General features: G+C 37.5%; 31 protein-coding genes and 1 riboswitch. Of the genes, 4 read left to right on the top strand and 27 right to left on the bottom strand.

Going from position 1 to position 26235, the window contains the following annotated elements:
- Positions 1-226: 226 nt before the first annotated feature.
- Complete coding sequence (locus PH210_RS10735) at positions 227-475, top strand: ferredoxin (RefSeq protein WP_223591608.1); 249 nt, start codon at positions 227-229, stop codon at positions 473-475.
- Positions 476-586: 111 nt separating this feature from the next.
- On the opposite strand, the gene PH210_RS10730 is transcribed toward PH210_RS10735, so the two are convergent.
- From PH210_RS10730 to PH210_RS10645, 18 genes are all read right to left on the bottom strand, one after another.
- A complete protein-coding gene (locus PH210_RS10730; RefSeq protein WP_289985499.1) occupies positions 587-1153 on the bottom strand; it encodes an ECF transporter S component in 567 nt (188 codons plus the stop codon).
- A 168-nt stretch (positions 1154-1321) separates the two neighbouring features.
- Positions 1322-1452, bottom strand: a riboswitch (FMN riboswitch).
- Positions 1453-1552: 100 nt separating this feature from the next.
- Positions 1553-2305: a peptidoglycan DD-metalloendopeptidase family protein gene (locus tag PH210_RS10725; RefSeq protein ID WP_289985243.1), complete on the bottom strand. Its 753-nt coding sequence runs from the start codon at positions 2303-2305 to the stop codon at positions 1553-1555.
- Between the two features lie 175 nt (positions 2306-2480).
- The gene (locus PH210_RS10720) at positions 2481-3665 is read right to left on the bottom strand and encodes an RsiX family anti-sigma factor (protein ID WP_289985242.1); all 1185 of its coding nucleotides are present in this window, start codon (positions 3663-3665) and stop codon (positions 2481-2483) included.
- Positions 3640-4191 carry an RNA polymerase sigma factor SigX gene (gene sigX, locus PH210_RS10715; RefSeq protein WP_289985240.1) on the bottom strand — a complete coding sequence of 184 codons (552 nt, stop codon included), beginning with the start codon at positions 4189-4191 and terminating at the stop codon, positions 3640-3642. Before sigX ends, PH210_RS10720 begins: the two co-directional genes overlap by 26 nt.
- A gap of 201 nt (positions 4192-4392) precedes the next feature.
- Positions 4393-6177, bottom strand: a complete 1785-nt coding sequence (locus PH210_RS10710; RefSeq protein ID WP_289985239.1) for an ATP-binding protein — start codon at positions 6175-6177, stop codon at positions 4393-4395.
- Positions 6174-6890 (bottom strand): response regulator, encoded by a 717-nt coding sequence (locus PH210_RS10705; protein WP_289985238.1) that lies wholly within the window; start codon positions 6888-6890, stop codon positions 6174-6176. The genes PH210_RS10710 and PH210_RS10705 overlap by 4 nt, the downstream gene beginning before the upstream one ends.
- 164 nt (positions 6891-7054) lie before the next feature.
- Positions 7055-8242 (bottom strand): c-type cytochrome biogenesis protein CcsB, encoded by a 1188-nt coding sequence (gene ccsB, locus PH210_RS10700; RefSeq protein WP_289985236.1) that lies wholly within the window; start codon positions 8240-8242, stop codon positions 7055-7057.
- On the bottom strand, positions 8243-9865 hold the full coding sequence (gene resB / locus PH210_RS10695; protein WP_289985235.1) for a cytochrome c biogenesis protein ResB: 1623 nt from the start codon (positions 9863-9865) through the stop codon (positions 8243-8245). It abuts the gene before it with no gap.
- A 20-nt stretch (positions 9866-9885) separates the two neighbouring features.
- A complete protein-coding gene (gene resA, locus PH210_RS10690; protein ID WP_289985234.1) occupies positions 9886-10410 on the bottom strand; it encodes a thiol-disulfide oxidoreductase ResA in 525 nt (174 codons plus the stop codon).
- A gap of 98 nt (positions 10411-10508) precedes the next feature.
- Positions 10509-11246 carry a 23S rRNA pseudouridine(2605) synthase RluB gene (rluB, locus tag PH210_RS10685; protein ID WP_289985232.1) on the bottom strand — a complete coding sequence of 246 codons (738 nt, stop codon included), beginning with the start codon at positions 11244-11246 and terminating at the stop codon, positions 10509-10511.
- 118 nt (positions 11247-11364) lie between these two features.
- Positions 11365-11901, bottom strand: a complete 537-nt coding sequence (locus tag PH210_RS10680) for a spore maturation protein (RefSeq protein ID WP_223591595.1) — start codon at positions 11899-11901, stop codon at positions 11365-11367.
- A 5-nt stretch (positions 11902-11906) separates the two neighbouring features.
- Positions 11907-12494 carry a nucleoside recognition domain-containing protein gene (locus tag PH210_RS10675; protein ID WP_289985230.1) on the bottom strand — a complete coding sequence of 196 codons (588 nt, stop codon included), beginning with the start codon at positions 12492-12494 and terminating at the stop codon, positions 11907-11909.
- Positions 12487-13632, bottom strand: a complete 1146-nt coding sequence (locus PH210_RS10670; RefSeq protein WP_289985229.1) for a D-alanyl-D-alanine carboxypeptidase family protein — start codon at positions 13630-13632, stop codon at positions 12487-12489. The genes PH210_RS10675 and PH210_RS10670 overlap by 8 nt, the downstream gene beginning before the upstream one ends.
- A 116-nt stretch (positions 13633-13748) precedes the next feature.
- The gene (locus tag PH210_RS10665; protein WP_289985228.1) at positions 13749-14639 is read right to left on the bottom strand and encodes a superoxide dismutase; all 891 of its coding nucleotides are present in this window, start codon (positions 14637-14639) and stop codon (positions 13749-13751) included.
- A gap of 309 nt (positions 14640-14948) precedes the next feature.
- Positions 14949-15437 (bottom strand): YpuI family protein, encoded by a 489-nt coding sequence (locus tag PH210_RS10660; RefSeq protein WP_289985226.1) that lies wholly within the window; start codon positions 15435-15437, stop codon positions 14949-14951.
- A 32-nt stretch (positions 15438-15469) separates the two neighbouring features.
- Positions 15470-15889, bottom strand: a complete 420-nt coding sequence (locus PH210_RS10655) for a hypothetical protein (RefSeq protein WP_289985224.1) — start codon at positions 15887-15889, stop codon at positions 15470-15472.
- A gap of 95 nt (positions 15890-15984) precedes the next feature.
- Positions 15985-16572 carry an SMC-Scp complex subunit ScpB gene (scpB, locus tag PH210_RS10650; protein ID WP_289985223.1) on the bottom strand — a complete coding sequence of 196 codons (588 nt, stop codon included), beginning with the start codon at positions 16570-16572 and terminating at the stop codon, positions 15985-15987.
- On the bottom strand, positions 16559-17329 hold the full coding sequence (locus tag PH210_RS10645; RefSeq protein WP_289985222.1) for a segregation/condensation protein A: 771 nt from the start codon (positions 17327-17329) through the stop codon (positions 16559-16561). Before PH210_RS10645 ends, scpB begins: the two co-directional genes overlap by 14 nt.
- Positions 17330-17516: 187 nt before the next feature.
- Here PH210_RS10645 and PH210_RS10640 point away from each other — a divergent pair, with 187 nt between their 5' ends.
- Together PH210_RS10640 and PH210_RS10635 are read left to right on the top strand one after the other, a co-directional pair.
- Entirely contained in the window at positions 17517-17606 is a 90-nt protein-coding gene (locus tag PH210_RS10640; RefSeq protein WP_223591584.1) for a YjcZ family sporulation protein, read from the top strand.
- A gap of 109 nt (positions 17607-17715) precedes the next feature.
- Entirely contained in the window at positions 17716-18237 is a 522-nt protein-coding gene (locus PH210_RS10635) for a DUF309 domain-containing protein (protein WP_289985219.1), read from the top strand.
- A gap of 27 nt (positions 18238-18264) precedes the next feature.
- Here the strand turns inward: PH210_RS10635 and PH210_RS10630 are convergent, their stop codons facing one another.
- Positions 18265-18615 carry a GNAT family N-acetyltransferase gene (locus PH210_RS10630; protein WP_289985218.1) on the bottom strand — a complete coding sequence of 117 codons (351 nt, stop codon included), beginning with the start codon at positions 18613-18615 and terminating at the stop codon, positions 18265-18267.
- Between the two features lie 447 nt (positions 18616-19062).
- Here PH210_RS10630 and PH210_RS10625 point away from each other — a divergent pair, with 447 nt between their 5' ends.
- Positions 19063-19926 (top strand): DUF1002 domain-containing protein, encoded by an 864-nt coding sequence (locus tag PH210_RS10625; RefSeq protein WP_289985217.1) that lies wholly within the window; start codon positions 19063-19065, stop codon positions 19924-19926.
- Between the two features lie 38 nt (positions 19927-19964).
- On the opposite strand, the gene lysA is transcribed toward PH210_RS10625, so the two are convergent.
- From lysA to spoIIAA, 8 genes are all read right to left on the bottom strand, one after another.
- Positions 19965-21269 (bottom strand): diaminopimelate decarboxylase, encoded by a 1305-nt coding sequence (gene lysA / locus PH210_RS10620; RefSeq protein WP_289985216.1) that lies wholly within the window; start codon positions 21267-21269, stop codon positions 19965-19967.
- A 160-nt stretch (positions 21270-21429) separates the two neighbouring features.
- Positions 21430-22920: a spore germination protein gene (locus PH210_RS10615; protein ID WP_289985214.1), complete on the bottom strand. Its 1491-nt coding sequence runs from the start codon at positions 22918-22920 to the stop codon at positions 21430-21432.
- Complete coding sequence (gene spoVAEA, locus PH210_RS10610) at positions 22907-23482, bottom strand: stage V sporulation protein SpoVABEA (RefSeq protein ID WP_289985212.1); 576 nt, start codon at positions 23480-23482, stop codon at positions 22907-22909. Before spoVAEA ends, PH210_RS10615 begins: the two co-directional genes overlap by 14 nt.
- 26 nt (positions 23483-23508) lie before the next feature.
- Positions 23509-23934 (bottom strand): stage V sporulation protein AB, encoded by a 426-nt coding sequence (locus PH210_RS10605; RefSeq protein ID WP_223591575.1) that lies wholly within the window; start codon positions 23932-23934, stop codon positions 23509-23511.
- Positions 23924-24544, bottom strand: coding sequence for a stage V sporulation protein AA (locus PH210_RS10600; protein ID WP_289985210.1), 621 nt, complete (start codon positions 24542-24544; stop codon positions 23924-23926). The genes PH210_RS10605 and PH210_RS10600 overlap by 11 nt, the downstream gene beginning before the upstream one ends.
- A gap of 91 nt (positions 24545-24635) precedes the next feature.
- Entirely contained in the window at positions 24636-25394 is a 759-nt protein-coding gene (gene sigF / locus PH210_RS10595) for an RNA polymerase sporulation sigma factor SigF (RefSeq protein WP_289985209.1), read from the bottom strand.
- Between the two features lie 12 nt (positions 25395-25406).
- Positions 25407-25847: an anti-sigma F factor gene (spoIIAB, locus tag PH210_RS10590; protein WP_289985207.1), complete on the bottom strand. Its 441-nt coding sequence runs from the start codon at positions 25845-25847 to the stop codon at positions 25407-25409.
- Positions 25848-26198 (bottom strand): anti-sigma F factor antagonist, encoded by a 351-nt coding sequence (gene spoIIAA, locus PH210_RS10585; RefSeq protein ID WP_289985206.1) that lies wholly within the window; start codon positions 26196-26198, stop codon positions 25848-25850.
- Between the last annotated feature and the right edge of the window lie 37 nt (positions 26199-26235).

Below are 26235 nucleotides of genomic sequence, written 5' to 3'. Positions count from 1 at the left end.
CTGACGTTATCGACAAATTACCCATTTTTTCTATCTTATTTTAACATGAAATGACAGAACTTGTTGCTCAAAATTATGTTAAAGTAACATAAACAAATCAAGATACCGGTTTATTTAAAAGCAACTTTCTATTGAAAAGTTACTCGTACAGTTTTACAATAGATATGAGTAATGCATTTCCATAAAATATGGATGAATTTTGTTATATTACTGGGAGGTTTTTTTCATGGCAAAGTACACAATTGTTGACAAGGAAACTTGCATCGCATGTGGCGCATGCGGCGCAGCAGCACCTGATATCTACGATTACGATGATGAAGGCATTGCATTCGTAACTCTTGACGATAATGAAGGAATCGTTGAAATTCCTGATGTATTGGTTGATGACATGATGGATGCATTTGAAGGCTGTCCTACAGATTCCATTAAGGTTGCTGATGAACCATTTGATGGCAATCCAACTAAATTTGAATAATATTTTGTCAATAAAATATTGTTAAGCTGCTAACCCTCTTCTGACTTTGAAGAGGGTTTTTCATTTTAAAATATGATAAAGGCACTTCACATTTGAAGTGCCTTACGTTAATTATACACTCTTTATTACGGATAATTTATTTATCCAAGTTTGCAGTCGTATGAATAATAACATAAAGATGGATGACATCAACACACCTTTAATAATGTTAAATGGAAGGATTGCAGGTACAACTATGTTACGCATGTCAGGATATTTCAATAAGGCTGTATATGCTGGAAGAATGACAAAGTAATTGGCAATACTCATGATCACAGCCATCGTAATTGTACCTAATACTAATGCAATGGTCATTCCCTTTCGCGTTTTCATTTTGTTATATAAATAATAGGTTGGCAAAACAAATGAGATACCCGCGAGAAAATTAGCTATATGACCAACTGGTATTCCTGTTGGACTTCCAGTCGCGAAATAATTTAGTACAACTTTTATAAATTCAACAACAATTCCTGCAATAGGCCCAAAAATTAATGCTGCAATTAACGCTGGGATGTCACTAAAATCAACTAATAAGAAATTTTGGAAAAACGGCAGCGGAAAGTTTAATAGCATTAATAGGTAGGCAATACTGCTGAGCATTGCAATTGAAACCATGGCCTTTACATTCGTTTTCTTCATTTTATTCATCTTCCTCTCTCCTTTTTTGATCCATCACCTTAGGAAGAGAGGTTCAGCATATAGACGCCCTGTAAATAAAAAACCCCCAAGTAAAATACACTTGAGGGAGTACAAAGGCATACTTAATAAACGTTCATAAAACCATTATTTTTTGAACGCTTGCAGAACCTCCATCTTCTCCCATCCAGACTATACTGTCGGCTTTGGAATCGCACCAAATCCTGCCTAAAAGGCTCGCGGGCTTAAGAGTAATCTCTAATACCGCCGATCGGGAATTTCACCCTGCCCCGAAGATAGATCGATATGAAATTATAAAATTATTATACTTGAGAAATGGTAATTTGTTAAGTAAAAAGAATGAAACCCGCAAACGATATCGTTCACGGGCCATGTTCTCCTTTATTCGATAAGCAATATTTGTTTCGGTTTTATTACATCAGAATGCAAATGATTGATATCCTTTAACCTCTTTACGGACATATTTCTTTTTTTAGAGATCGCGTAAAGGGTATCTCCTTGTTGAACAACATATTTATTTGCTTTTGCTTGTATTGAACGGCCTTTAGTTGAACTTTTGACATGTGAGCTTGCTTCAAGGACATTATATCCGCTGGCGGCAACTCCGCCTTGTACAAACTCACCCACATCTGCTTTTCCTAAAAGCATTTCAGGGTCGATAGCATATTTCTTATCATATCTCCATTCTAATTCATGTGTTTCAAAATGGAGGTGAGTTCCTGTAGCTTGTCCAGTTTGCCCCATTTTTCCAACCATGTCACCTTGTTTTATATTTTGGCCAACATTAACGTTACGTCTAGTTAAATGAGCATAAACAGTAACAACCTTACTTGGGTGTTTAATAAACACGACATTTCCGTATGTATTGGAAAAATATGATTTGATGACAATTCCGTCATCAACCGCCAGTATGGGCGTATCCATTTTCCCTGCTATATCTATTCCTTTATGTTTTCCCTGCCTTGTTCCATATGTATCAGAAATGACACCATCTGCGGGCCAAATCCAGTGTTCCTGTAATTCCTTCATTTCGTCCAAACTTGCAGCTTGTGAATGTTTCCCACCTAAAAACAATAAACTGACACAAAGTGCCATAATAATGGCAATCAAAAACCTCTTTATGTAGTCACGCATTCTAATCCTTTTCCTCCTTAAATCTTCTACTCAAATCCACCATATGTTTCCAGTATCTAGTTTAGAACTGAAACTAATTTGATAATGGACCCTGAGCATACTTGTTATAATTTGGAGACATCCACTATTTTATACATAAATAAAAAAATCAACCCATTATAGGTTGATTTGCAATTTATTGGATATTGCGCAAATTTGGAGCAATTGGCACTTTATTTTCCTTTGATAAATCAAAGGGCCCTATATGTGTTAACGGGGAATTCTTAACAATAATTTTCTCAACACCAAACTCCTTAGCGGTTAACATCAAAGCCTCGAATGAATATAATGTCAGTTGATTATCTTTTAACGTAGAATCGTCCTTAAGAGAAAGAGATAAAGTTTTATCTGAAATGGTTACATCATAAATCTGTAATGATGGCGACAGCGAACTTTTCAAACCATTTTCAGGTTGATCGGCCTTCATCGCCTCTAATGCAGTTCCAAAATCTTTATAAATAGTGTTGGTTGGAGTTAAGTAAGGTAATTTACTGCCTACAGGATAATAAAACAAAAAGGCATGTTTCTTTTGATCGGATTCAATATTTTGTTCTTGCATGCTCCCGTAATTACCTAATTCTATACCTGGTTCTCCATTTGTTTTGAACTTTATCTTTCTAAGGTTACTATTTGATGCTATATCTTTTTGTAATACATTTATAAAACTTGTTTCATTGGTTGATCCTTGTCCGTATAGATGGTTTGAAGGGACATCAACAATAACGCTATTATTATTTTTGTCTAGCTCCAATTTCGCATTTAGGGGGTAGAAATCACTTAATCCCCATTCTTCTTCTTTTAGAGAAGCCATTTTTTCTTCAAAAACAGTCAGCCAGGATTTATTGCCTGCGTCTGAAACAATAGTAGAAACAGGAATAAGAATCTGTGCTTGTTGGTCAGGTATCCAATAGGTCAACACCTTGCCATTTCCTACTTCATCATCATAAATCGCAGATTTCACGCTTTCAGTTCGTAAAAGTTTTACCTCTTTGGTACCAGAGTTTACCCCCTCCTTTGAGGTTGCTTCCTCCTTATCCATGGCAATTCCAGCATCCTTTTTAGCTGTTGTTTGCTCCAAGGATTTTTTTTCTTGGGCTTCATTAAAAGAATTATTTGTTCGATCCATTAAGTTAGGAACTAAAATAAGAAAAAGAAGCATGGCTGCTGCAGTTGCGATTCCTGGTAATATCCAGGGTATCAATTTGCGCTTTTTTATAGAAAGATTCTGGTAAATGTCACGAGGATCGCGATGATCTTGTATTTTAGGCATTTGCCTTATTAGTTCCTCGAGCTGTTTATCGCTCCACTCTGACTTTCTCACTAGTTAATCCCTCCTTTTCATAAAACAATTCCATGTGCTTCTTTAAAACTTTTAAGGATCGATGCTGTGTTGTTTTTACTTTACTTTCTGTCCAACCTAATGTTTTTGCTGTTTCAGAAATGGATAAATCATTTAAATATCGTAAAATGATTACCGCCCGTTGATCCATCGTGCAAAATTCTAAGCATTTATATATCCATTTAATCTCTTCCTTTTGAACGGTTATCTCTTCTGGAATTGGATAGTCATCCTTAACTTGGTTGGATGACCAATCAAATTTTTCAAAAATTCTTTCCTTCCATCCCTTTTGCTTGCGAAAAAAGTCTATTGCCACATTACGAGCAATAGAAAAAAGCCAGGTCTTTTCACTGCTTTTCCCCTCAAAACGATTATAGGACTTAAAAACTCTTATATAAACTTCCTGGACAAGATCCTCTGCATGTTCTTTGTTTCTAACCATATAAAAAAGAAATTGAAAAACGTCATGATGGTATTTTTGATAAAGTTCATCGAAAACGGAGTCCATCAATTCCCCTCCCCGTTCATTAATATTAGTCGATATTTATGTATAAAAGGTTTCACCTATAAATATAGACGTTTTTTAGATAAAAAGGAAGGTATTTATTGGAAGCACTTATCGGAAGCAAAAAAGCTCATCCAAACTGGATGAGCTTTAATAATGTTCCTCGTGAATCAAGAACAATCGGCAAAATATCTGATGTTTTTACTATTTTCGTGGAAGAAGGAAGGAAAATGTCGTCCCCTGTCCTAGCTTGCTTTGAACAGAAATATGCCCCCGATGGGCATCAATAATATTTTTGGCTATAGCCAGTCCGAGTCCAGTACCTGCCCTTCCCCTTGTCCTTGCTTTATCGGCCTTATAAAAGCGTTCAAAAACAAAGGGTAAATCTTCTTCAGGAATACCTGAACCTGAATCTTTAACTTCTATTCGTATCCCTTTGTCCTCTGAAGTTACGTTTAACCGAACTGAACCGCCTTTAGGTGTGTGTCTGATGGCATTGTCAATTAAGTTTGTTAAAACCTGTTCAATCCTGTCAGGGTCAAAGAAAACAACGGAAATTTGATTATCTATGTCTGCGTGCAATTGAATCGCATTATCTTTGGCAAGCCCTTGAAATTTATGGATAATCCTATGAATAAAAGTAGAAATATTTATTTCATCGATTGTTAATTGAATATGACCCGCTTCCATTCGAGCCAAGTCAAGAAGTTCATTAACCAGCCTTCCCATTCTAAGGGACTCATCATAGATAACCTTAGCCATTTCTTTTTTCTCTTCTTGGGATTCAGCAATATCATCCACAATTGCTTCACTGTATCCCTGTAACATCGAAATAGGGGTTCTAAGTTCATGTGAAACATTGGCAATAAAGTCTCTTCTCATTTTTTCCAATTGCTTTTCCTTCGTCATATCCCTTAAGACCGCAACAGCTCCACGAATAAAGCGATTGCTGTATAAAGGACTGACAAGGATCACCCAATGGCGGCCCTGAAGAGAAATTTCCCCGACCTGTTCTTTTTCTGTATCCACTGCCTCTTGAAAAAGCTCCATGACTTGAGATGGAATGGCCTCCGAAGCAGGTCCAAACTCACCATTTTCATAGTACCAGTATTGGAGAAAGCGGTCTGCCGGAGGATTGGTGATCAATATTGTTCCATCCCGATTAAACGTGATTACTCCATCTGCCATACTGCTTAATATACTAGAGAGCTGTTCCTTTTCCTGACTTAAGGCATTCATATTGAATTTCAATTGTCGCCCCATTTGATTAAAGGCAGTTGCCAATTCCCCGATTTCATCATGTGTAAGAATCGGTACCTTTGTATCAAACTTTCCTCTCGCCACTTCAAAGGCTGCCTCTCTCATTTTCCGTAATGGCGCTGTAATTCTGGTTGATAAAAAGAAGGCAAATATAGTGGTCAGAATTATCGCAACACCTGCAACAAGTAAGATAAATCTTGTTGTAGAGCGGGATGTTTCCTGCATATCTTCTAGGGATTGATAAATAAAAACAGCACCATTTTTATCATCAGTCAAATGAAGAGGTACACCAATAATGGAATAACTGGCATCTTCATTATTCCTAATCTTTTCCGATGAAAGGTTAGAGATTTTTTCAACAGTAATGTTTTTACTAAATACCTTAGACAATTCTGGATCATTTTTAATATCTGAAAGGGATAATTTCATCCCCTTTTCCGTGTTCGGAGAGTAATAGGTATCTTGATTGTTTTTAACAATTAACACTTTGGTATCATTATCAAGGACTTCCCAAGATATTTCTAACCCTAACGGAAATTTATCATCAGGATGGTTTTCGAGAACACGGGCAATTTTTTCTGCTGTGTGTGTCAAATCACTTTTTGTTACCTTGATGTTATTGTTTTGGGTGTATTCCAAAAGCATTACTGTTAGGATAAATAGTACAAATGATACTAATAAAAGGATGGTAAACCAAAGTTTACCTACAACACTTCTTAAAAAGGTCATTCATTAATTACCTCAAATTTATACCCTACGCCCCATACTGTAACGATCATACTTGCAGCCTGCTCAGACACTTTGTTTAACTTTTCGCGAAGACGTTTTACATGAGTATCAACGGTTCGCAGGTCACCGAAAAACTCATAATGCCAAACTTCTTTTAATAGCTGCTCCCGATCAAATACTTTATCTGGTGCCTTTGCAAGAAAATATAGCAATTCATATTCTTTAGGCGTCAAGCTTACCTCTTTGCCATCAGCTGCGACTCTATGGGCATCATTATCTATTGTTAAATGTGGAAACACAATAACATCCTTTGTTGTTGTCTCGGTTTGCAGGTAGCTAGTTTGCGAAGATCTTCTTAAAAGAGCTTTTACACGCAGGACAACTTCCCTTGGGCTGAAAGGTTTCACAATATAATCGTCTGTTCCTACTTCAAATCCTTGAACGCGATTAACTTCTTCACCTTTTGCCGTTAACATGATAACAGGAGTTGCCTTTTTCTCCCTAAGCTCCCGGCATACTTCTATTCCATCTTTACCAGGCATCATTAAATCGAGAAGAATGACATCATAGTCATTTTCTATTGCTTTGGTTAAAGCCTCATTACCATCTTCAGCTTCATCAATTGTATAATCTTCACGCTCTAAATACATTTTTAATAAGCGGCGAATTCTTTCTTCATCATCTACTACTAAAATTTTCACGTCTTTATCCATTATTAATCCCCCCATGAGGTTTATTTTACAAAATGGTAATGGTTTTTGCTATATTTTCAGGTAATTACTCCTATTAAAAGTGTCAATATTATGACAAGGTATTTTTTTTACAAAAAACTATTGCTTTTAAAAAAAACCTTCACTAATGTGAAGGTTTGATTCAATTAACTGCCTGCGTAGGAATGAAGTCCGGCAATAACTAGGTTTACAGCAACTAAATTAAACATAATAATAACGAAGCCTATTACGGCTAGCCACGCTGATTTTTCTCCATGCCATCCCTTGGATAAGCGAAGATGCATAAATGCCGCATAGAAAAGCCACGTAACTAATGCCCATACTTCTTTTGGATCCCATCCCCAGAACCTCGACCATGCCATTTGTGCCCAAATCATAGCAAAGATTAATGCCCCAAGTGTAAACACCGGAAATCCAATAAGTACTGATCGATAGCTAATTTCATCAACGAAATCAAGCTTAATATTTTTTACTAGCGGCTTAAGTGCAGCTGCAATCCGCTTTCTCAAAATAACCCGAATTACTCCATAAAGAATAAGGCCTGCCATCAAGGACCATATAACCGTATTTAATTTTTTGGCATTAATGAGAGCGGGCATTTCTACCAGGGGTTGAAATCCCTCTTTTGTTAATAGTTTTCCTTCATGCGGGCCAGTTAGGGCGGGCATTGTATATTCAAGATTTGCTTCATTTCCATGTTTATCAATCCAGGTAAATTTTTCATGATATCCTAACCCTGAAAATGTCGAGGAAATTGCAACAAAGCCTAGCACTGTAACTAGCGAAAACATGACTACTTCAAGCCAAAAGGTTCTTTTTGATGCTTTCGATTGATCAATTGCCTTAACCAGATAAATTAACCCCGCAGCAAAACTAATGGCTAAAATTGCTTCGCCAATGGCTGCAGTGGTTACATGAATATGAAGCCAGTAGCTTTGTAATGCCGGAATTAATGGGGTTATTTCTCTAGGAAACATGCTGGCATAAGCAATAACCAGAATCGCAACAGGCATTGTAAACAAACCGAGTAAAGTTGTTCGATAAATAAAATATATAACTATAAATGCACCAACTAAAGCCATTCCAAAGAAAGTGGTAAATTCAAACATATTACTGACCGGTGCGTGTCCTGCCGCTATCCATCTGGTAATAAAATAGCCCAACTGTGATATAAAACCAATAATTGTTAATAAGACGGCAATTTTCCCCCAGCGATTAGTTCCCTTCTTATCAATTGCCCCCTTCTTAGAGGTAATGGCTCCGCCGTAAAAAAGCGTTGCAACTAAATAAAGTATAAAAGCAATAAACAATAAATTACTACTTATTGTTACCAACTAAACTACCTCCTTATCCTGTTTTTCGATTTGAAGTTGATCCTCCGGTATATTCAGCTTCGTATCGGTTAAAACAGTTTCTATTTCTCTCTTTAGGCCGTACCAATTTTTATTCGTGTGTGCCGCAATCCAAACCTCACCGTTTTTATTTTGAACCCAAATCCTGCGGTGATTCCAATAGGCCCCTTGAATGACACCAATCATAAAGATAATGCCTCCTAATATGATAGCCCATAATGATGAATCCTTGCGCACGATAAATCCGGAAACATTTTTAGTTTCAATTCCTTTAAAGGACATTTTATAAGTATTATTACCTGACGGTTCAATTGTTTGCTTAATTGCAACGAAACTCGTTTCTCCTTTTGGATTTTCAGGAGATATCATCCGAAAAACAAAGGCAGGGTTATTGGGAACTCTTGATTTTGTAGAAGGTTCTCCATTTTTTCCAAACTCAAAATCAGGAAAATAACTAAGAAGTTTAACCGAATAGCCATTACCTAGGTCATAAACTGACTTAGGATTCCTAAGGTTGATTTTCATTTCTCCAAAGGATTGATTTGTCTCTTTATTGGTCAAGGCAAATGTCATTGCTTCTAGGTCACTTCTAAACGAAGCTTGGAAAATAGAATACCCTTCATAGGTTAAAGGATGATTTACTCGGACCTTATAATCTTTTATCGCTTCAAGCTTTGGTTTTTCTCCGGGAATATTTTCACCGACACGATTGTAAAGAATAACGTTAGATTGGTAATTTTTCACCACTTCTCCTGCTTCTTCAATCGCCTTTTTAAAAGTTTTATCTTTGTTTTTATCATAATGCTGCAAGATGAATTGATTATTTTTCAGATAAAGCTTTTCACCTGTCTCAGGCACAAGGGCCGTTTCGCCTTCCCTGACCCAAAGGTTCTCATTAACGTACATTCCAGGCACAAAACGAAGCATTCCGCCAAATAGGAAGATAATTAACCCGACATGGTTTACATATGGACCCCATCTTGAAAAACGTCCCTTTTCAGCTAAAATATCTCCATTTTCCTCTCGAACCCGGTATCGTTTTTCTTTTAGATGCTTCTTAATGACCGTAAAGTCGTCGTTATCCACATGTGTATTGATACCAAACACGCGCTGGCGCTTTAAGAAGCCCTCGTGTCTTGTAACCCGTTGGGCTTTTAATGCCTTATATAAAGGGATGACCCTGTCTAGGCTGCAAATAACAAGTGAGATCCCTATCATGGCAATTAATAATAAGTACCACCATGAACCATACAAATCATTGAACCCTAATTGATAATATAATTTTCCAAACCAGCCGTATTCCTCTTCATAATACACTTCCGGAGGCTGGTCAATATACATTTCCTGCGGCAGAATTGTGCCAAGGGCAGAAGCAATTAGGGTAATAATAATAAGCCAAACTCCAACCTTTACAGAAGAAAAGAAATTCCAAATTTTATCAATAATTGTTTTGTTATAGGTCTGTGAGCGGCGAGCACTGCCTTCGTAGCGCATATCAAGCACTGGATTCTTCTTCTCATTTTCATCCAGTACTTTTCCGCATGCTTCGCATAACACGGTTCCATGAGGATTTACGTGCCCGCATTCACATTTAACATCTTTCATTGTAAAAAACTCCCTGTAATCTAAGGTTTAATTTTCTCCATAAAATCCCTGACAGTATCCTCAGACATTTCTCCAGTACTGTATTTAATCACCTTGCCGTTTTTATCAATCAAGAAGGTAGCTGGCAATGGATCAATTCCATAGGCAGTCATTACTTCTTTATCAGTATCAATCATAATCGGAAAATCAAGCTTGTAGTGCTCAGCAAATTGATTAACAGCAAGTTCAGATTCTTGGATATCAACCGATAAAACCTGAACCCCTTTGTCCTTAAATTGCTGATATTGATTATTGATATATGGCATTTCCTTCTTACATGGCGGGCACCATGTTCCCCAAAAATTCAAAAATACCCCTTGTCCACGGTAATCTGAAAGGCGATGCTTGTTTCCTTGCATATCGGTTAAAACAAAATCCGGAGCCGTTTCACCAACCGCGACTTTTAATTTATTGTCTTTTGTAAAATTAGCATACAGCGTATAGATAACGGCTGCACCTAGAACAAGTAATATTACCGTTCGGATTACTAATCGCCGTTTTTTCATTCCCAACCCTCCATTAAATCTCCTGACACAGTTAATCTAAATTATATCATTTTTCAATCCTGTCATAGTGTAAACCCTCGCTGCGAATTGTGACGGTTCTATGAATTTTTTTTAGAAACATCATTTGCAAGAGTTCGTAATTGTTTTACTTCATGCCGAGTTAGTTCTCTTGCCTCTCCCGCCTTCAAGCCATTTAAGGTTAAAAAAGCATATCGTTCCCGCTTTAATTTCACAACCTCGTGACCAATAGCTTCAAACATTCTTCTAACTTGACGGTTGCGGCCTTCATGAATGCTTATCTCGACAATGGCTGTTTGTTTCTTCTTATCAACCGAAAGAACCTTTACTTTGGCAGGTGCTGTTTTTCCGTCTTCCAGCTTAATTCCCTTTTCCAATTTTCTAATGTTTTCTCTTTGGGGAATTCCTTTGGTTTTGGCAACATACACTTTTTCAATTTCATTTCTTGGATGCATCAGTAAGTTAGCAAATTCTCCATCGTTGGTTAATAACAATAATCCTGATGTATCATAGTCCAGTCGGCCAACCGGAAAGATTCTTTCTTTAAATTCAGAAAAGAAATCGGTTACAACCTTTCTTCCTTTGTCGTCACTGACACTTGAAATGACTCCTCTTGGTTTATATAAAAGAAAATAGACAGGTTCTTCTTTCTCGATTTGGATTTCATTCACTTCTACTCTATCGGAAGAAGATACCTTGACACCGAGTTCCTTAACAACCGTGCCATTTACTTTAACTCTTCCTTCTTTAATTAATTCCTCCGCTTTTCTTCTTGATGCAACACCTGCTCGAGCTATTACTTTTTGCAATCTTTCCAAATTTTTCACCTCAAAATTAATCCATTCTATCCTAATGAATTATGACACAAATTCTTCACTTTTCAAAGTAGCGGGTTTTATTAATACACATTAAAAAAGTAGATTCAATCGAGTGAACCTACTTTGTTCCAAATATGAGGACTACAACAACAATTGAAACTATGATTCCGAATACATCGGCGAGGAGTCCTACCTTTAAAGCATCTCCCATTTTTTTTATCCCAACTGCACCAAAATAAACGGTTAATACGTAAAAGGTAGTATCTGTGCTTCCTTGCAGAACCGAAGCAAGTCTGCCAATAAAGGAATCTGGTCCGTATACAGCAATTAAATCACTTGTCATTCCAAGTGCAGCTGTACCGGAAATTGGTCTAATGAACAATAACGGCACGATTTCAGCTGGTACTCCAATTGACTTCATAAAAGGACGAATCCAATGCATTAAAGCATCTAATGCTCCTGAGGCCCGAAATATGGAGATTGCTACAAGCATGCCGACTAGGAAGGGAATGATGGTAATGGCAATTTTTATCCCCTCTTTGCCGCCTTCAACAAAACTTTCATAGGTTGGAACTTGTTTAAAAGTTCCATATAATAGAATAAATCCGATTAACAGTGGGATAAAAGTAAGCGAAAGCCCCGAAATCAGCCCCATATAGTTCACCCTTTTCGGCTTCTGCGATAATAAAAATAACGATCTATGAGAATTGCACCTATTGCTGAAAGTATAGTAGCGATTATAGTAGGAACAACAATTTCTGTTGGGGAAATGGATTTATAATTCATCCTGATAGCAATAACGGTGGTAGGAATAATTGTTATGCTTGCAGTATTGATGGCTAAAAAGGTGACCATGGACCTGCTCGCAGTATTTTTTCCGCCGTTTATCTTTTTTAATTCTTCCATTGCTTTGATGCCAAGAGGTGTGGCTGCATTTCCCAAACCGAACATATTAGAAATCATGTTGGACAATATATACCCCATTGCAGGGTGGCTGGCTGGTACATCTGGGAATAGGATCTTTACAAGAGGCCGGAATAGCTTCGACAACCGTTCGAGGAGACCCGATTCCTCAGCAATCCGCATCATTCCAAGCCAAAAGACAAGGACACTGATTAATCCGATACATAGGGTCACAGCCTCTTTAGCTCCATCAAACACTGCCTTATTTACTGCCTCCATTGTTCCGTTAAAAGCCGCGAAAACGATCCCAACAATAGTCATGAAAACCCATATATAATTAACCATTTGCGTTCACACCTATAAAGGAATAGAAAATTTCTTTTACAGAATCAAGCAGCCCTTGCTTCTCTTCTTTTACTTTTTGATAGTAAATAGGAGTTTCAGTAACCATTCTGCCATCCAAATAGACGGCAGCCTTACCAACTATTTGCTCGGTTTTCTTTCCAATGTTCCATTTTTTCTCTGGCTTGTTCAATTTATATTTCACTGAGAATAAATCCATTTCCTCGCTCGTAGCTGGATACACAATTGTTTTTTTTACAAATAAATGATTTTTATACACCTTATTGGTCGTAACATTAATTTTCCCCTTTTCTATAACCTCAGCCATATCATAGTTTCTAAAGCCATCTTCGTACATGGAGATATGGTCATCCCAATCATTGGAATCATTCAAGGTAACCGCTATTAAGCTCATATCCCCTTTTGTTGCGGTTGTTACAAGCGTTCTTTTTGCCAGCTTTGTATAGCCGGTTTTTCCACCTGTGGCATATTTATATTTTGTCAGCAGCCGGTTTTTGTTCTTCCAAACACGATCCCATGCTTCTGTTGGGTTAGGGGCCCGGTGTACCTTTGTGCCCGAGATTTTTGCGAACGTTTTATCTTGCATTGCATAACGCATTAAAATAGCCATATCATAGGCAGAGGAATAGTGATCTTCATGGTCATCTAGTCCATGCGGGTTGGAAAAATGAGTATCAAACATTCCGATTTCCCTGGCCTTTTGATTCATTAAAAAGGCAAAGCCCTCGACACTACCGCCCACATATTCGGCGATGGCTACTGCGGTATCATTTCCGGATCTTAGCATCAACCCATATACCAAGTCACTCAGTTTAATTTTTTCTCCAGGTTTTAAATAAACCGATGACCCTTCGGCACGGGTTGCCTGCTCACTGACTTTAACATATTGATTCATTTTTCCTGATTCAATCGCCAAAACTGCCGTCATGATTTTCGTTATACTGGCAATTCTCCTTTTTGTGTGCGCATCTTTTTCATATAGGACTCGTCCAGTCTTCTGCTCTATGAGTACTGCACTTGCCGCACTTACTCCAAGGGAAGCATCCACCTTTTGAGGAATGTTAGCAACGAGTATTGAGACCATGAGGAAAAAAATGACTAGCTTTGAAATCATTCTCATTAGATTTACCTCGTCCCCTTCTTTTATTTTATAAAAGTTTATGCAGGACAAGGCTTGTTATGACAATAACCCATATAAAAAGGCAAGCTGCCAATTGGCAGTTGCCATTCCAATTCTTAAAAAGCCGGCCATTTTATATCTGCTGCTTTTTCAAATCTCATTTCAACATCACTCCAGTTCACAACATTCCACCAATTATCTACATAGTCTGCCCGCTTGTTTTTATATTGAAGATAATAGGCATGCTCCCATACATCTAAAACAAGCAGCGGTATGGTATCCCACTGGGTTAAAAGCATATGCCGTTCAGATTGTAAAATCTCCAGATGCCTTGCTCTCGGTGACCAGACCAATAGCGCCCAGCCGACTCCTTCCACTTGCTTTGCCGCTTCGGAAAACTGTTTTTTAAAAGCTGTTAAGCTGCCAAAATAATTTTCTATTTCCTCTTTAAGAGGTCCATGGGGATTTCCGCCGCCATTTGGGCTCATATTTTTCCAAAAAATCGTATGAAGGTAATGACCCGATCCATGAAAAGCGAGTTCCCTTGACCAATGCTTAATAAGCGAAAAATCATTCGTTTCTCTTGCCTTTTTGAGATTAAGTTCGGCCTTATTCAAACCGTCGACATAGGAACGGTGGTGTTTGTCATGGTGAAGCCTCATAATTTCCTCTGAGATATACGGCTCTAATGCGTTATATGAATAAGATAGCTCCGGTAAAGAATGTCCTCCAGGCGGAATTGTCTTTTCAACTACCCAAAGCTGCCCGATTTCCTGCTTCCGTTTAAAGTAGGTTTCCATTTGTTCATGGATGTTCTCTGCTTTAGTTTGAAGAGAAAGAAGCTCCTCATTAGACAGCTCTCGATTGGTCCCTTCTATTAATTCCGTAAATGCATCTAGCTGTTCCCATAATTCAGAGTTATTACCAACTGCTTCTGAACGAAGAAATTGTTTCATTTGTTCATTCCATTCAAACAATTCAGTCACATAGTGGCTAAACCGATTCATGTTATCCACTCCTATTTATGTGTAAATCTACATAAATAGTATGAAAATTTTAGTCTATTAAGAACCCAAAAAAAGCTGCCATTGGTAATACTATTACCAATGGCAGCTCGCTTTTTCTATTTTGACTCTGTTAAACTTAGATGTTGATTTTCGCTTCAGGCGCTTCGCTTTCCGCGGGCGTGCCGGGGAGCCTCCTCGGCGCATAAGCGCCTCCGGGGTCTCCCCTGCCCGTACTCCCGCAGGAGTCTTCGCGCCTTCCACTTCAATCAACAGTGGTAAAAAATTAACACTGACCTTTAACAAAGCCTTCTATTTAGATTGAATCATTTTTGTCCGGTAATCTGTTTCATAATATTCAAGTTCTTCTCTAATCCGCTGGAATTCGCCCTCAAGACTTTTGATCAGCAGACTTACTGCTTCTGGCACATTCCGATAGTATTTAATGGCGTTTCTGCCAGTATAAGCAGATCGGCTATTTTCGAACCACGCATCATTTTTAGGAGCAAAGAACTCTTCGATACAATTGTGGTAAATCTTATATAAAGTTTTTTCGGCTGCGGCTTTTTGAAAAGGTTCACTTTGCAAAATGACGGAACAAGCCTCGAAACCTTCTTCACTATAAACAATTAGTTTTCTTAGATTTGAAAAAATTAATTTAATGTACGATTGATCTTCTTCATTTTCTAGATTGAACCCTTTAATTGTGGTTTCATTTAAGAAATCCTCTAATGTTGTAATGGTCTTAGTTAAAAAACCTTTCACATCATTAAGCTGAGATTTTACTAATGAATTTCCCATTATTTACCCCCTGGAATTTATCCAATTTGAATTTATTTAGGCTGTAATATAAACTCTAGCGGAGAACGAATCTCATAGCTATTTTTCTGCTTAAGTGACTGAAAAACTTCAGGTAATTTTTTAAAATCAATATCTTGAAAATATGATGCAAATTCATACTTTGAATTAAGATAAAGACGTTTGCGCCCGCGTAAGCCGGGATTTTTCAATAAACATACAAGGGCAACGATATCTTTAAAAGTCACTTCAAGGCCTTGTCCTGACATAATAGGGTCTGTTGTGTACGGTGTAAATTCTTGGAGACACTCATCAAAATACCTTACATATAAAACATGGAGCGTCCTTTCTTCCCCATTTTCAATAAAGGTCACTTCACTTCTGTTAAAAAAATCCTCTGAGGTATTGGATTTTTCTTTTTCTAATTCGAACCCTTTACACTCTTTAATTAGCAACTTAATCCCGCTCCTTATCGAAATGCACAACCATGTTAAAAGATTTTGAAATCTTATATTTATTTTAGCATAAATTCTGATGATTTGATTGTATTTTAAGAGTTAATTGTTTCTTGGAATTTCTCAAAAAATAAATCTGCTTCTTCTTGAATATAATCATCCTCCACTTTTTCGGGAAGCTTAGGAAGCTCATTAACACTTTTTAATCCAAAATAATCAAGAAACTCTTTTGTGGTCCCATATAAATAAGCTCTTCCTGTTCCTTCAGCGCGGCCTACTTCTTTTATTAATGCTTTTGATACAAGTGTATGCAACGGTCTTTCTGTTTTCACACCGCGAATTTCTTCAATTTCAGCACGAGTGATTGGCTGTTTGTAGGCGATGATAGCCAGAGTCTCCAAGGCGGCTTGAGAAAGAGTCGAATTATTCGGGGAATCAACCAGCTTTTTTAAATAAGGAGCATTTTCCTTCTTCGTTGCCAGTTGATAAGTTCCGGCAAGCTGAACAACAATTATTCCTCTATTTTCATCCTTGTCATATTCCTGCTTTAATACCTCAATAATTTCATTTGCCTTTATTTCATCTATATCTAAGACCTCTGCTAATTGTTTAAGTGAAAGGCCTTCATCGCCGGCTGCAAACAAGAGGCTTTCTAGAATACTGCTCCAATTAATAATTTCCAACCACTTTTGCTCCTTTCTTCACAGCTTCTACAAAAATTTCACCGAAATTTTCTTGCTGTTCGACGTCAACTTCTTTTCTTTTAATCAGCTCCAAAATGGCTAAAAAAGTGACGACAACATGGTCTTTTGCTGGGTAAGGAAATAATTCGTTAAAGTTCTTCCTTCCTTTTAGCTGTTTTAGTTCATCTAATATTTCTGTCATTCTTTTCTCAATGGAAATCTCCTGCCGCGCAATTTTTGTTGCCATCGGACGCTGCAGCTTTTTCCTTCTTAATAATTTTTGAAAAGCCGCTAACATGTCATATAAGGATACATTTAACTCTGTCTTTTCTGGTCGGATATCTTTTACATAATCAGACAAATCACTAGGGGGCTTTGTGTACATTAGACCACGTTCTTCTTCCATTGATTTTAAATCATGGGCAGCCTCTTTATATTTACGGTACTCAATCAAACGTTCTACAAGCTCATCTCTTGGATCTTCTTCATACGAAAACTCATCTACATTCTCATTTGTTTCTTCTTCATGCTTGGGCAGCAGCATTTTACTCTTTATTTCCAGCAATGTCGCCGCGATTACTAAATACTCACTGGCTATATCGAGTTTTAATTCGTTCATGGTTTTAATATATAGCAAGTATTGCTCCGTAATTTGGGCAACCGGTATATCATAAATATCAATTTCGAGTCGATTAATTAAATGAAGGAGCAAGTCCAGCGGTCCCTCAAATGCATCAATTTTCACCTGATATGGCATCGTTTCTCACCAAAATTCTTTTTACTTAGACTATTAATAGTATAGAGGATTCAATCTAGGTTATCCAATAGAAAAATCAAAACATAACAGCTTTATTATGTAATCATGATGTTTGCCCAAACAATGGACAAATCCCCTACATATGATGACAAAGAAAAGAACAAAAACTTTTTAGGAGGTATTTAATATGGCTGATGGCGGATATGGTGCCGGATTTGCTTTAATTGTAGTTCTATTCATTTTATTAATTATCGTTGGTGCTTCCTGGATTTACTAAGGCACAAACCTTGAGGAATGGATTAGAACTAGAAGCCTGTCATGATTGACGGGCTTTTTAGATTGTTTATGCTAAACTATACATACATTCTTTTTTTAGGGGGGATACCTTGTACCCAATAGAATATGTTCAATTTTTAGCCCACTTTCATGGTGACAGAGATTATTTTGAGTGTCATGAGATCCTTGAAGAATTTTGGAAAAAAACTGATCCAGGTAACAAAGAATCCATTTGGGTCGGTCTTATACAATTAGCAGTATCATGCTATCATTACCGCCGCGGAAATTATAATGGGGCTGCAAGAACATTAGAAAAAGCAATAAAAATATTAGAATCAAAAACAGCCTCAGTTACTAGTCTTGGCCTTAATCAACAGCTGCTTCATGAATTATTAATGAAGCAATTATCAGTCATCAAAGCGAAAAATGAATATATGAGCATCAATTTGCCGATAAGTGATCCCTTTCTAATTGAGAGTTGTAAATTATTTTGTGATGAGCAGGGCTTTCAATGGGGGGAAAAAAGTGATATTACCAACGTGGAACTGGTCGACCGCCATAGATTAAGAGACCGAACAGAGGTCATTGAGGAAAGATATCGGTCTTTAAAGATGCGAAAGAGCAGCGAATAAGATATTCGCTGCTCTATTTTTTTGAAACTAGCAAAAGTTACATTTTTCAATAAACGGAGCTGTATCTTCATTTGCAATAATTTCTCTATCAGCATACATTTCTCTGAGTGCTTGAACCATCCTTTTTCCAACCCCTTGAAAGCGATGTGAGGGATTTACGGAAATATGCTGTATTTCAAGAGCATTTGTATCACGATGATATAGAACGCCAAGAAGCCCAATAATATCTTCTTCCTTCCATAAAAACAGCTGCCAATTCTCTTCTGTTTCATATTCCTTCATCGTTTGCTGAAGTTTCTTTAAGTCCTTTTCATTCGGCATAAAAGACAATAAACCCATTGCAATTTTTTCGAATGCTTTCTTGTATCGAATTAACATTTAGATCCCTCATTATATTAAATAAACCGTTGAAAATATTGGTTTAACAATAGTATATTTTTTCCTAATTAATCAATATTAAACATTTATTCATTATATGTAGTTAAAATTATTATGTTTACTAACCACCATCATACATAATTCTAGGACAATCATCAATGAGAAATATTACTATTGCTTTGGTCCAATAAACATCCAATAAATGATTCCCCAGATAACAGAAAGACCAATAAGAATACCAAACAATACCCAGTTGCTTTTTTTCATGAAAAAGGTTCCTCCAAAAAGAGTGCTTGCTCGACCTTCATTCTACACTATTTGACAAAAACAATCCATTTCCTCTATTAATTAAATTTTCATTCTATGAAACTTCTAAATCGTTTTTTTCGTTATATTTAATGAAATCGGATATATTATTAAGGTAAGATATTTTTCAAGGAGGGTAACATGAAAAAAATTCTTATTCTCCTAATGGCAGCTATTATGTTCACATTCCCTATCCAAAGCTTTGCGGATTTGGCTGAAGGCGACATGATTGTAACATTGGGTGAAAATTTAACAGCAGAACAAAAGGACGCACTACTCGCAGAAATGAATGCTCCAAAAGATGTTCAAATCGTGACCGTATCGAATCAGGAAGAGCATCAATATTTAGGGAAATATGTAGCCAAATCACTCATCGGAACAAAGGCGATTTCTTCCTCATCCATCACCATTGCTCCCAAAGGTGCCGGCATAACAGTTAAAACAAAGAATATTAATTGGGTAACTGATGAAATGTTTGTCAACGCCCTTATTACTGCAGGGGTCAAGGATGCCAACATTTACATTACTGCTCCAATTTCTGTTTCAGGAACCGCAGCTTTAACAGGAATTATTAAAGCATATGAAATCTCGGCAGACAAAACCATTCCTGAAGAAGTAAAGCAGGCTGCTAACCAGGAAATGGTCGAAACAGCCAAGCTTGGTGATTCCATCGGTGAAAAAAATGCGGCAGCATTAATTGCAAAAGTAAAAGAGGAAATCGCCAAGAATAAACCAAAAAATGATGCAGAATTGCGAAGCATTATTGAACAGGCAGCTAAGGAATTAAACATTACCTTAACGGAAGAACAAATGAAACGCTTGATTGACCTTTTTAATAAGCTAAAGGGTTTGGACATTGACTGGAATCAGGTAGGGGATCAGCTAAATAAAGCAAAAGACCGCATTTCAAAATTCCTTCAATCGGAGGAAGGGCAAGGATTTTTAGAAAAATTAAAACAATTTTTCATTTCGCTCATTGATGCCATTAAATCGCTCTTTTCATAAAAAGTTAAAAAGCTGCCGTATCTTCGGCAGCTTTTTTTCTATCTTAGTGGTAGATCGTGTCTGATTAAATCCTCGTACGACTCTCTTTTTACGACAAGAGTAGCCTTGCCGTTTTCAACAAAAACGACAGCGGGACGCGGTATGCGGTTATAGTTGTTTGACATGGAATAGCCGTACGCACCTGTGCAAAATACAGCCAGAATATCCTCATCGTCCGTTTCAGGTAAAGGCAAATCCCATATCAACATATCTCCTGATTCACAGCATTTCCCTGCAATCGAAACTGTTTCATTTGGCTGTGCCAAGGGCTTATTAGCAAGAACAGCCTCATATTTTGCATGGTAAAGGGCTGGACGGATATTATCGCTCATCCCTCCATCCACTGCTAAATATTTTCTAACCCCAGGAACTTCTTTTGAAGAACCGACTTTATATAGAGTAATACCAGCATCACCGACTAACGAACGTCCTGGTTCAATCCATATTTCCGGCATTTTTAGCGAGTATTGTGCAGTCAAATTTTTTACTTCTTTTATTATCTCACTAACATATTGCGATGGCGGAATCGGTTCATCCTCTTTTGTATATCGAATGCCAAAGCCTCCGCCTAAATTTAAAACCTCTGCTTCAAAGGATAACTTGTTTTTCCACTCCGACATTCTTTCAACAATTTTTTTAGCTGCCAGCAAGAAACCCGTGGTTTCAAAAATTTGCGAGCCAATATGACAATGAAGTCCAAGGACATTAAAATGTTCAAATTGGAGAGCGGATGTTAAGGCCTGTTCCGCTTGTCCATTTTGCAGGTCGAAACCAAATTTGGAATCCTCCTGACCCGTTAAAATATAATCATGGGTATGGGCTTCAATTCCCGGCGTAATTCTTAATAAAATATTTACATTGGCCTTTTTCTCTAAACAGATCGATTTTAAAAGTTCCATCTCAAAAAAATTATCGATGACAATGCATCCAATTTCATGCTTCAATGCCATTTCTAATTCTTCTCTGCTTTTGTTATTTCCATGAAAATGAATTCTCTCCACTGGGAATCCAGCAGCAATCGCTGTATATAATTCGCCGCCGGAGACAACATCCAGTGATAATCCTTCTTCTTCTGCCAGCTGAACCATGGCAACTGTTGAAAATGCTTTACTGGCATATGCAACTTGAGCCTTTACTTGCTGGTCTTCAAAAGTCTGTTTAAACCCACGCGCTCTTTCTCTCATTAATGCTACATCATAAACATATAACGGAGTCCCAAATTGCTGTGCCAGCTCGAGGGCATCAACACCGCCTATTTCTAAATTCCCGTTTTTATTTACACCTGTTGTTCCGTAAAAAAACATTCCCTTCCCTCTCTCCGTAACGACTCACTACATTTTATGTAGACAATCACAAAAGATAATAAATAAATAGACAGAATCTGCATAGAAACTGCCTATTTTTTTTGCACTCTATTGAATATTTAATTAAAAATACTTTAGCATAACAGAGAAATTTCCGCAATCATTTCTCGTTCGCTTTTGGCGGCTGACGATAACGATTCCTTGGATGGACAATGCTTGGTCTGAGAATTGACCCCGGAATTGCTCTTCGAAAAATAATTTGCATAAATCCTTTAGGCTCGAACGGAAGAAATGGCCAAAAGTATGGTGTATTAAGAGCACGCATCCTAACAATATAGATAAACAAAAGTGTGGTACCTATGACAAACCCAGGTGTATGGAACAGGGCAACTAAGATTAACAAACCTAATCTAGCCATCTTATTGGCAATGCTTAACTCATAGCTTGGTGTTGTAAAAGAACCGATACCTGCAACAGCCACATAAAGAATTACTTCGGGAACAAATAGACCAACACTTATCGCAATTTGACCAATTAATACAGCTGCAATTAAACCCATTGCTGTCGATAACGGTGTAGGGGTATGAATAGCGGCTAATCTTAAAAATTCGATTCCAAAATCCGCTAAAAAAATTTGAATAATTACAGGTATATTTGTTTGTTCATTTGGTCCAATAAAGGCTAGTTTTTCAGGCAATAAGGATGGTTCTAAGACAAATAACAGCCAAAGCGGGAGCAGTAAAATAGACGTAAAAACCCCTAAAAATCGAGTCCAGCGTAAAAATGTTCCCATTGCCGGTGATTCCCTAAACTCTTCCGCATGCTGAACATGATGAAAAAAGGTCGTTGGAGTAATGATAACACTCGGCGAGGTATCGACTATGATGATTACATGTCCTTCAAGGATATGTGTAGCCGCCACATCTGCCCGCTCTGTGTACCTAACTAGAGGAAAAGGATTGAAACCTTGTTTTACTAGGAATTCTTCAATCGTTTTATCAGCCATCGGAATTCCATCAGTACTAATAGCATTTAGCTCTTTTCTTACAATATTAATTAAATCAGGGTCTGCCACATCCTCTAAGTATGCTAATGATACATCTGTTCGTGACCTCTCTCCAACTTTTAACATTTCAAAACGAAGACGCTCGTCGCGAATTCTCCTTCTGATTAATGCAGTATTTAGAATGATATTTTCTACTAGGCCATCTCTTGAACCCCTTACAACCTTTTCGGTGTCAGGTTCTTGTGGCGAACGCCCAGGGTAGCTTCTTACGTCAATTGCAAAGCCGGTATCTTCGCCTTCCATTACGACAACAATTAACCCAGATAAAACTTTTAGAACAAGCTGATCTAAATCTTTAATTTGCTCCACAGATTGATTGATAAGCCGATTATCAATAACTTTGAAAAGGTTCGTTGATAATTTTTCATGATCATTTATCTCAACTAATTCTTTAATTAACTGGATGATATAACTGGTATCACATAGACCATTTACATAATAAATATTGACTTCTTTTTTGAGTATGATTAATTTTCGAATCCCTAAATCAAAGCTTTTCCCCAGCCCAACTCGTTGTTTCATATAATTTTCAATTTCATGGACGGATTCCGGAATCGGCCAAATACGATCCTTACTTCTTGTCATGGAAGCCACTCCTTTCTAATATAAGCTCTACTGCTTTTTTCGTAATGGGGGAACCTAATTTATAAGAATCACGCCGTGCCATTTTACCAATATCGCCTATTCCAACAATTATCGGTACATTCAATTCATCAAGACAGTAAACGGTATCTCCATTTATTCTGCCAATTTCAAGTTCTGGTATACCGTATTTATCTACTCCATATGGCGTTAATTCGCCATCGCGATCGATACTGATATCGACTCTCGTCCATTCCTCATCATGTGATTTTGCTGCCACTGCTATAATTCCCAAAACTTCAATATCTTTATGTAATGCCACATATTTTAGGGCATTTTCTCCATATCCTTCCCCTACAATTCCACTATCATCAAACATCACCAGTACTGGATCATGCGGAGTTTTTTTTATTAATCGGACAAGCTCAGCACCTGTTAATTTGGACGGATTCCCTTGCGACATGGAAAGACAGCGGCCGCCTATTTCTTTAGCAACATGCTCAACAGCTTTCTTTGCGTATTCATCACCGTCTGTAATTAATATTACACGCCTCCGATTACTCATCCTGTGATGTCCTTTCATGGAGAAGTTTACTTAATATGTACAAAATAAAGCCATTGAAAAATGGATCCAAAAATTTTTCCTAATACAATTGCCATAATTAAAATGACAATTTCTCCATCTAACCTAATCCGTTTAGCGAGGATTGGCAGAACATTTAAAACTTCCGTAAGAGCAGCTGCCAACATGCCAACAAACACTCCCCCGCTGATACCAAGCGGAATTAAAAAATAGGCTGAAATAGGAAGGAGCGGGTCCCTTAAGCTTGCGAGCACACCGCTAATCGCACCAATCACAACTGCCCATTCATAGTGCTGGATCATTTTCATTGTTTTGGTCAGCTGAGTAAGTCTTGGGATTATTCCAAGAACGGTTAGAAACGCTACAAATCCTGACCCAACGGCTAATCCACTTGCTAATCCTAGAAATATGATTGATACAATTTTAATCGTCATTAACGCGTTTCATACTTTCTTTATTTTCATGGATAATCACATAATTATCTAAATCCATTTGATAATTAAACATTTCTACTTCAAGTGGACTAGGTTCATCATTTAATCGTTTCTTAAAAAAATGATTAAAGAATAAAATCATGCCGAGGCCTAAACCAATCGAATAAGGGATTTGAAAGAGTAATGGCTTTGCTTCATTTTTCCCGGTAATAATGGTGTAAATTTTTTCCTGGACACTCTTCATACTTACGTCATCATGAAAATTCATAATCGCCATGGCCGATCCAAAAAATAATAGAAACCAAATTAGCAGAAAAAAAGGAATAGATATTCCTTTTTTCTTATTTGTTACTTCAATGATTGTCTGCGCAGGGCCTATCGTTTGAACCTCCATATCCCCGAACTTCGTTGTTATCAACTGAATGATATGCATAACATCAATAACGATAATATTTCGATCCATATCTGTCACCAGGTGAACAAGCATTTCTTTTAAACTTGAAAGCACAGCATCTGGGGCAATAATCTGTGCGACATCCTTCAATAACACTCTTTCTTCAGGCTTCGTTTGGACACGGTTCCGCATGCGAATGTAGATTGTTTTTTCCAAAACATTCACTTCCCACACAATGTTTTCCTTGTGTATGTAGTATGAGTTTTAAGGTAGAGTTTCATGTATGAAAATGAAAAAACCGCATGAATCAGAGATCCATACGGTCTTTCATTTGTTGCAATATCTTTTTTTCGAGTCTTGAAACTTGTACCTGAGAAATCCCAAGGCGCCCGGCAACTTCGGATTGAGTTTGGTCCTTATAATAGCGCAAATAGACAATCAGCCTTTCCCGTTCATCTAATTCGCGGATTGCTTCTTTTAAGGCAATTTTATCAAACCACTTTCCTTCGTTGCCATCATCAATTTGGTCTAATAATGTAATTGGATCTCCATCATTTTCATAAACGGTTTCATGAATGGAGGAAGGTGTTCTGCTTGCCTCTTGTGCAAGAATGACATCCTCCGGCGACAGCTCCAGATACTCAGAAATCTCATTAACAGTAGGTATTCTTCCTAATGTTTTTGATAACTCATCCTTGGCCTTGCGGATTTTGTTTCCCATTTCTTTCAGTGAACGGCTGACCTTTACGGTTCCATCATCACGAATAAATCGTTGAATTTCTCCGATAATCATCGGTACGGCGTAGGTGGAAAACTTGACGTCGTAGGAAAGGTCAAACTTATCAACTGACTTCAATAATCCAATGCAGCCAATTTGGAATAAATCATCAGGGTCATACCCTCTATTAAGAAACCTTTGAACTACTGACCAAACAAGTCGCATATTCTTTTCAACAATTAAATCCCTTGCTTCTTGGTCTCCGTCCTGGCTCTTTTTGATGAGCTCTTTCACTTCATGATCCTTTAAATACGGTTGACTTTTATCGTTCTTGACCTCCACATCCATCGGCAAGTCTCCTTAATTGCAAAGCATTTTGCGGGATTGTAAATGCTTACGTAATCTAACCTCGGTTCCGCTGCCTGGCTGTGAATGAATCTCTACCTCATCCATGAAATTCTCCATGATGGTAAAACCCATACCGGACCTTTCTAAGTCCGGCTTTGTTGTATATAATGGCTGACGAGCTTCCTCCACATCGATGATTCCTAATCCTATATCTTTAATTGTCATATCAATTAAACTATCCTCAATGGAAACACGGATATAAACAATTCCATTTGGATCGTTTTCATAACCATGAATAATCGCATTCGTCACGGCTTCTGAAACCACTGTTTTTATTTCGGTTAACTCATCCATCGTTGGGTCTAGTTGGGCAATAAATGCAGCTACAGTCACACGGGCAAAGGATTCGTTTTGACTTAAAGCACTGAACTCAAGATTCATCTCATTTTTCATTCAGGCAACCCCCAATCTTTGCAATGCAAATTCCTCAGTCGGTTCCATTTTGATAATTTTAAATAAACCAGACATATCGAATAATCTTTGTATTGCTGGGGAAATTGCACAAACTACCATTTCACCATGCACCTGTTTAATTTGTTTATATCTTCCTAAAATTACGCCTAAACCTGAGCTATCCATAAAAGAGAGTTGTTCTAGATTCAAGACGATATGGCGAATGTCATTTTTTTCGATCGCTGCTGTTGCTTTTTCACGAAGTTCATCCGCAGTGTGGTGGTCTAATTCACCGCTTAAGCGAATGCATAGAACATCATGTTTTGTAATTAATTCAATGTTAAGACTCACTATCCCCGGCCTCCTTAATCTGGTATAGTGAGTCAAT

The sequence above is a fragment of the Paenibacillus sp. BSR1-1 genome, assembly GCF_030403775.1.
GTDB lineage: Bacteria > Bacillota > Bacilli > Bacillales > Cytobacillaceae > Neobacillus.
Note: the sequence above shows the minus strand (reverse complement) of the source record. Positions and strands in the feature narration are given on the sequence as shown.

Coding starts and splice junctions, on each gene's coding strand:
- PH210_RS10735 (WP_223591608.1), top strand. CDS start 227: ATGGCAAAGTACACAATTGTTGACAAGGAAACTTGCATCGCATGTGGC.
- PH210_RS10730 (WP_289985499.1), bottom strand. CDS start 1,153: ATGAAGAAAACGAATGTAAAGGCCATGGTTTCAATTGCAATGCTCAGC.
- PH210_RS10725 (WP_289985243.1), bottom strand. CDS start 2,305: ATGCGTGACTACATAAAGAGGTTTTTGATTGCCATTATTATGGCACTT.
- sigX (WP_289985240.1), bottom strand. CDS start 4,191: ATGGACTCCGTTTTCGATGAACTTTATCAAAAATACCATCATGACGTT.
- PH210_RS10710 (WP_289985239.1), bottom strand. CDS start 6,177: ATGACCTTTTTAAGAAGTGTTGTAGGTAAACTTTGGTTTACCATCCTT.
- PH210_RS10705 (WP_289985238.1), bottom strand. CDS start 6,890: ATGGATAAAGACGTGAAAATTTTAGTAGTAGATGATGAAGAAAGAATT.
- resB (WP_289985235.1), bottom strand. CDS start 9,865: ATGAAAGATGTTAAATGTGAATGCGGGCACGTAAATCCTCATGGAACC.
- resA (WP_289985234.1), bottom strand. CDS start 10,410: ATGAAAAAACGGCGATTAGTAATCCGAACGGTAATATTACTTGTTCTA.
- PH210_RS10680 (WP_223591595.1), bottom strand. CDS start 11,901: ATGGGGCTGATTTCGGGGCTTTCGCTTACTTTTATCCCACTGTTAATC.
- PH210_RS10675 (WP_289985230.1), bottom strand. CDS start 12,494: ATGGTTAATTATATATGGGTTTTCATGACTATTGTTGGGATCGTTTTC.
- PH210_RS10670 (WP_289985229.1), bottom strand. CDS start 13,632: ATGAGAATGATTTCAAAGCTAGTCATTTTTTTCCTCATGGTCTCAATA.
- PH210_RS10665 (WP_289985228.1), bottom strand. CDS start 14,639: ATGAATCGGTTTAGCCACTATGTGACTGAATTGTTTGAATGGAATGAA.
- PH210_RS10660 (WP_289985226.1), bottom strand. CDS start 15,437: ATGGGAAATTCATTAGTAAAATCTCAGCTTAATGATGTGAAAGGTTTT.
- PH210_RS10645 (WP_289985222.1), bottom strand. CDS start 17,329: ATGCCATATCAGGTGAAAATTGATGCATTTGAGGGACCGCTGGACTTG.
- PH210_RS10640 (WP_223591584.1), top strand. CDS start 17,517: ATGGCTGATGGCGGATATGGTGCCGGATTTGCTTTAATTGTAGTTCTA.
- PH210_RS10630 (WP_289985218.1), bottom strand. CDS start 18,615: ATGTTAATTCGATACAAGAAAGCATTCGAAAAAATTGCAATGGGTTTA.
- PH210_RS10625 (WP_289985217.1), top strand. CDS start 19,063: ATGAAAAAAATTCTTATTCTCCTAATGGCAGCTATTATGTTCACATTC.
- lysA (WP_289985216.1), bottom strand. CDS start 21,269: ATGTTTTTTTACGGAACAACAGGTGTAAATAAAAACGGGAATTTAGAA.
- PH210_RS10615 (WP_289985214.1), bottom strand. CDS start 22,920: ATGACAAGAAGTAAGGATCGTATTTGGCCGATTCCGGAATCCGTCCAT.
- spoVAEA (WP_289985212.1), bottom strand. CDS start 23,482: ATGAGTAATCGGAGGCGTGTAATATTAATTACAGACGGTGATGAATAC.
- PH210_RS10605 (WP_223591575.1), bottom strand. CDS start 23,934: ATGACGATTAAAATTGTATCAATCATATTTCTAGGATTAGCAAGTGGA.
- sigF (WP_289985209.1), bottom strand. CDS start 25,394: ATGGATGTGGAGGTCAAGAACGATAAAAGTCAACCGTATTTAAAGGAT.
- spoIIAB (WP_289985207.1), bottom strand. CDS start 25,847: ATGAAAAATGAGATGAATCTTGAGTTCAGTGCTTTAAGTCAAAACGAA.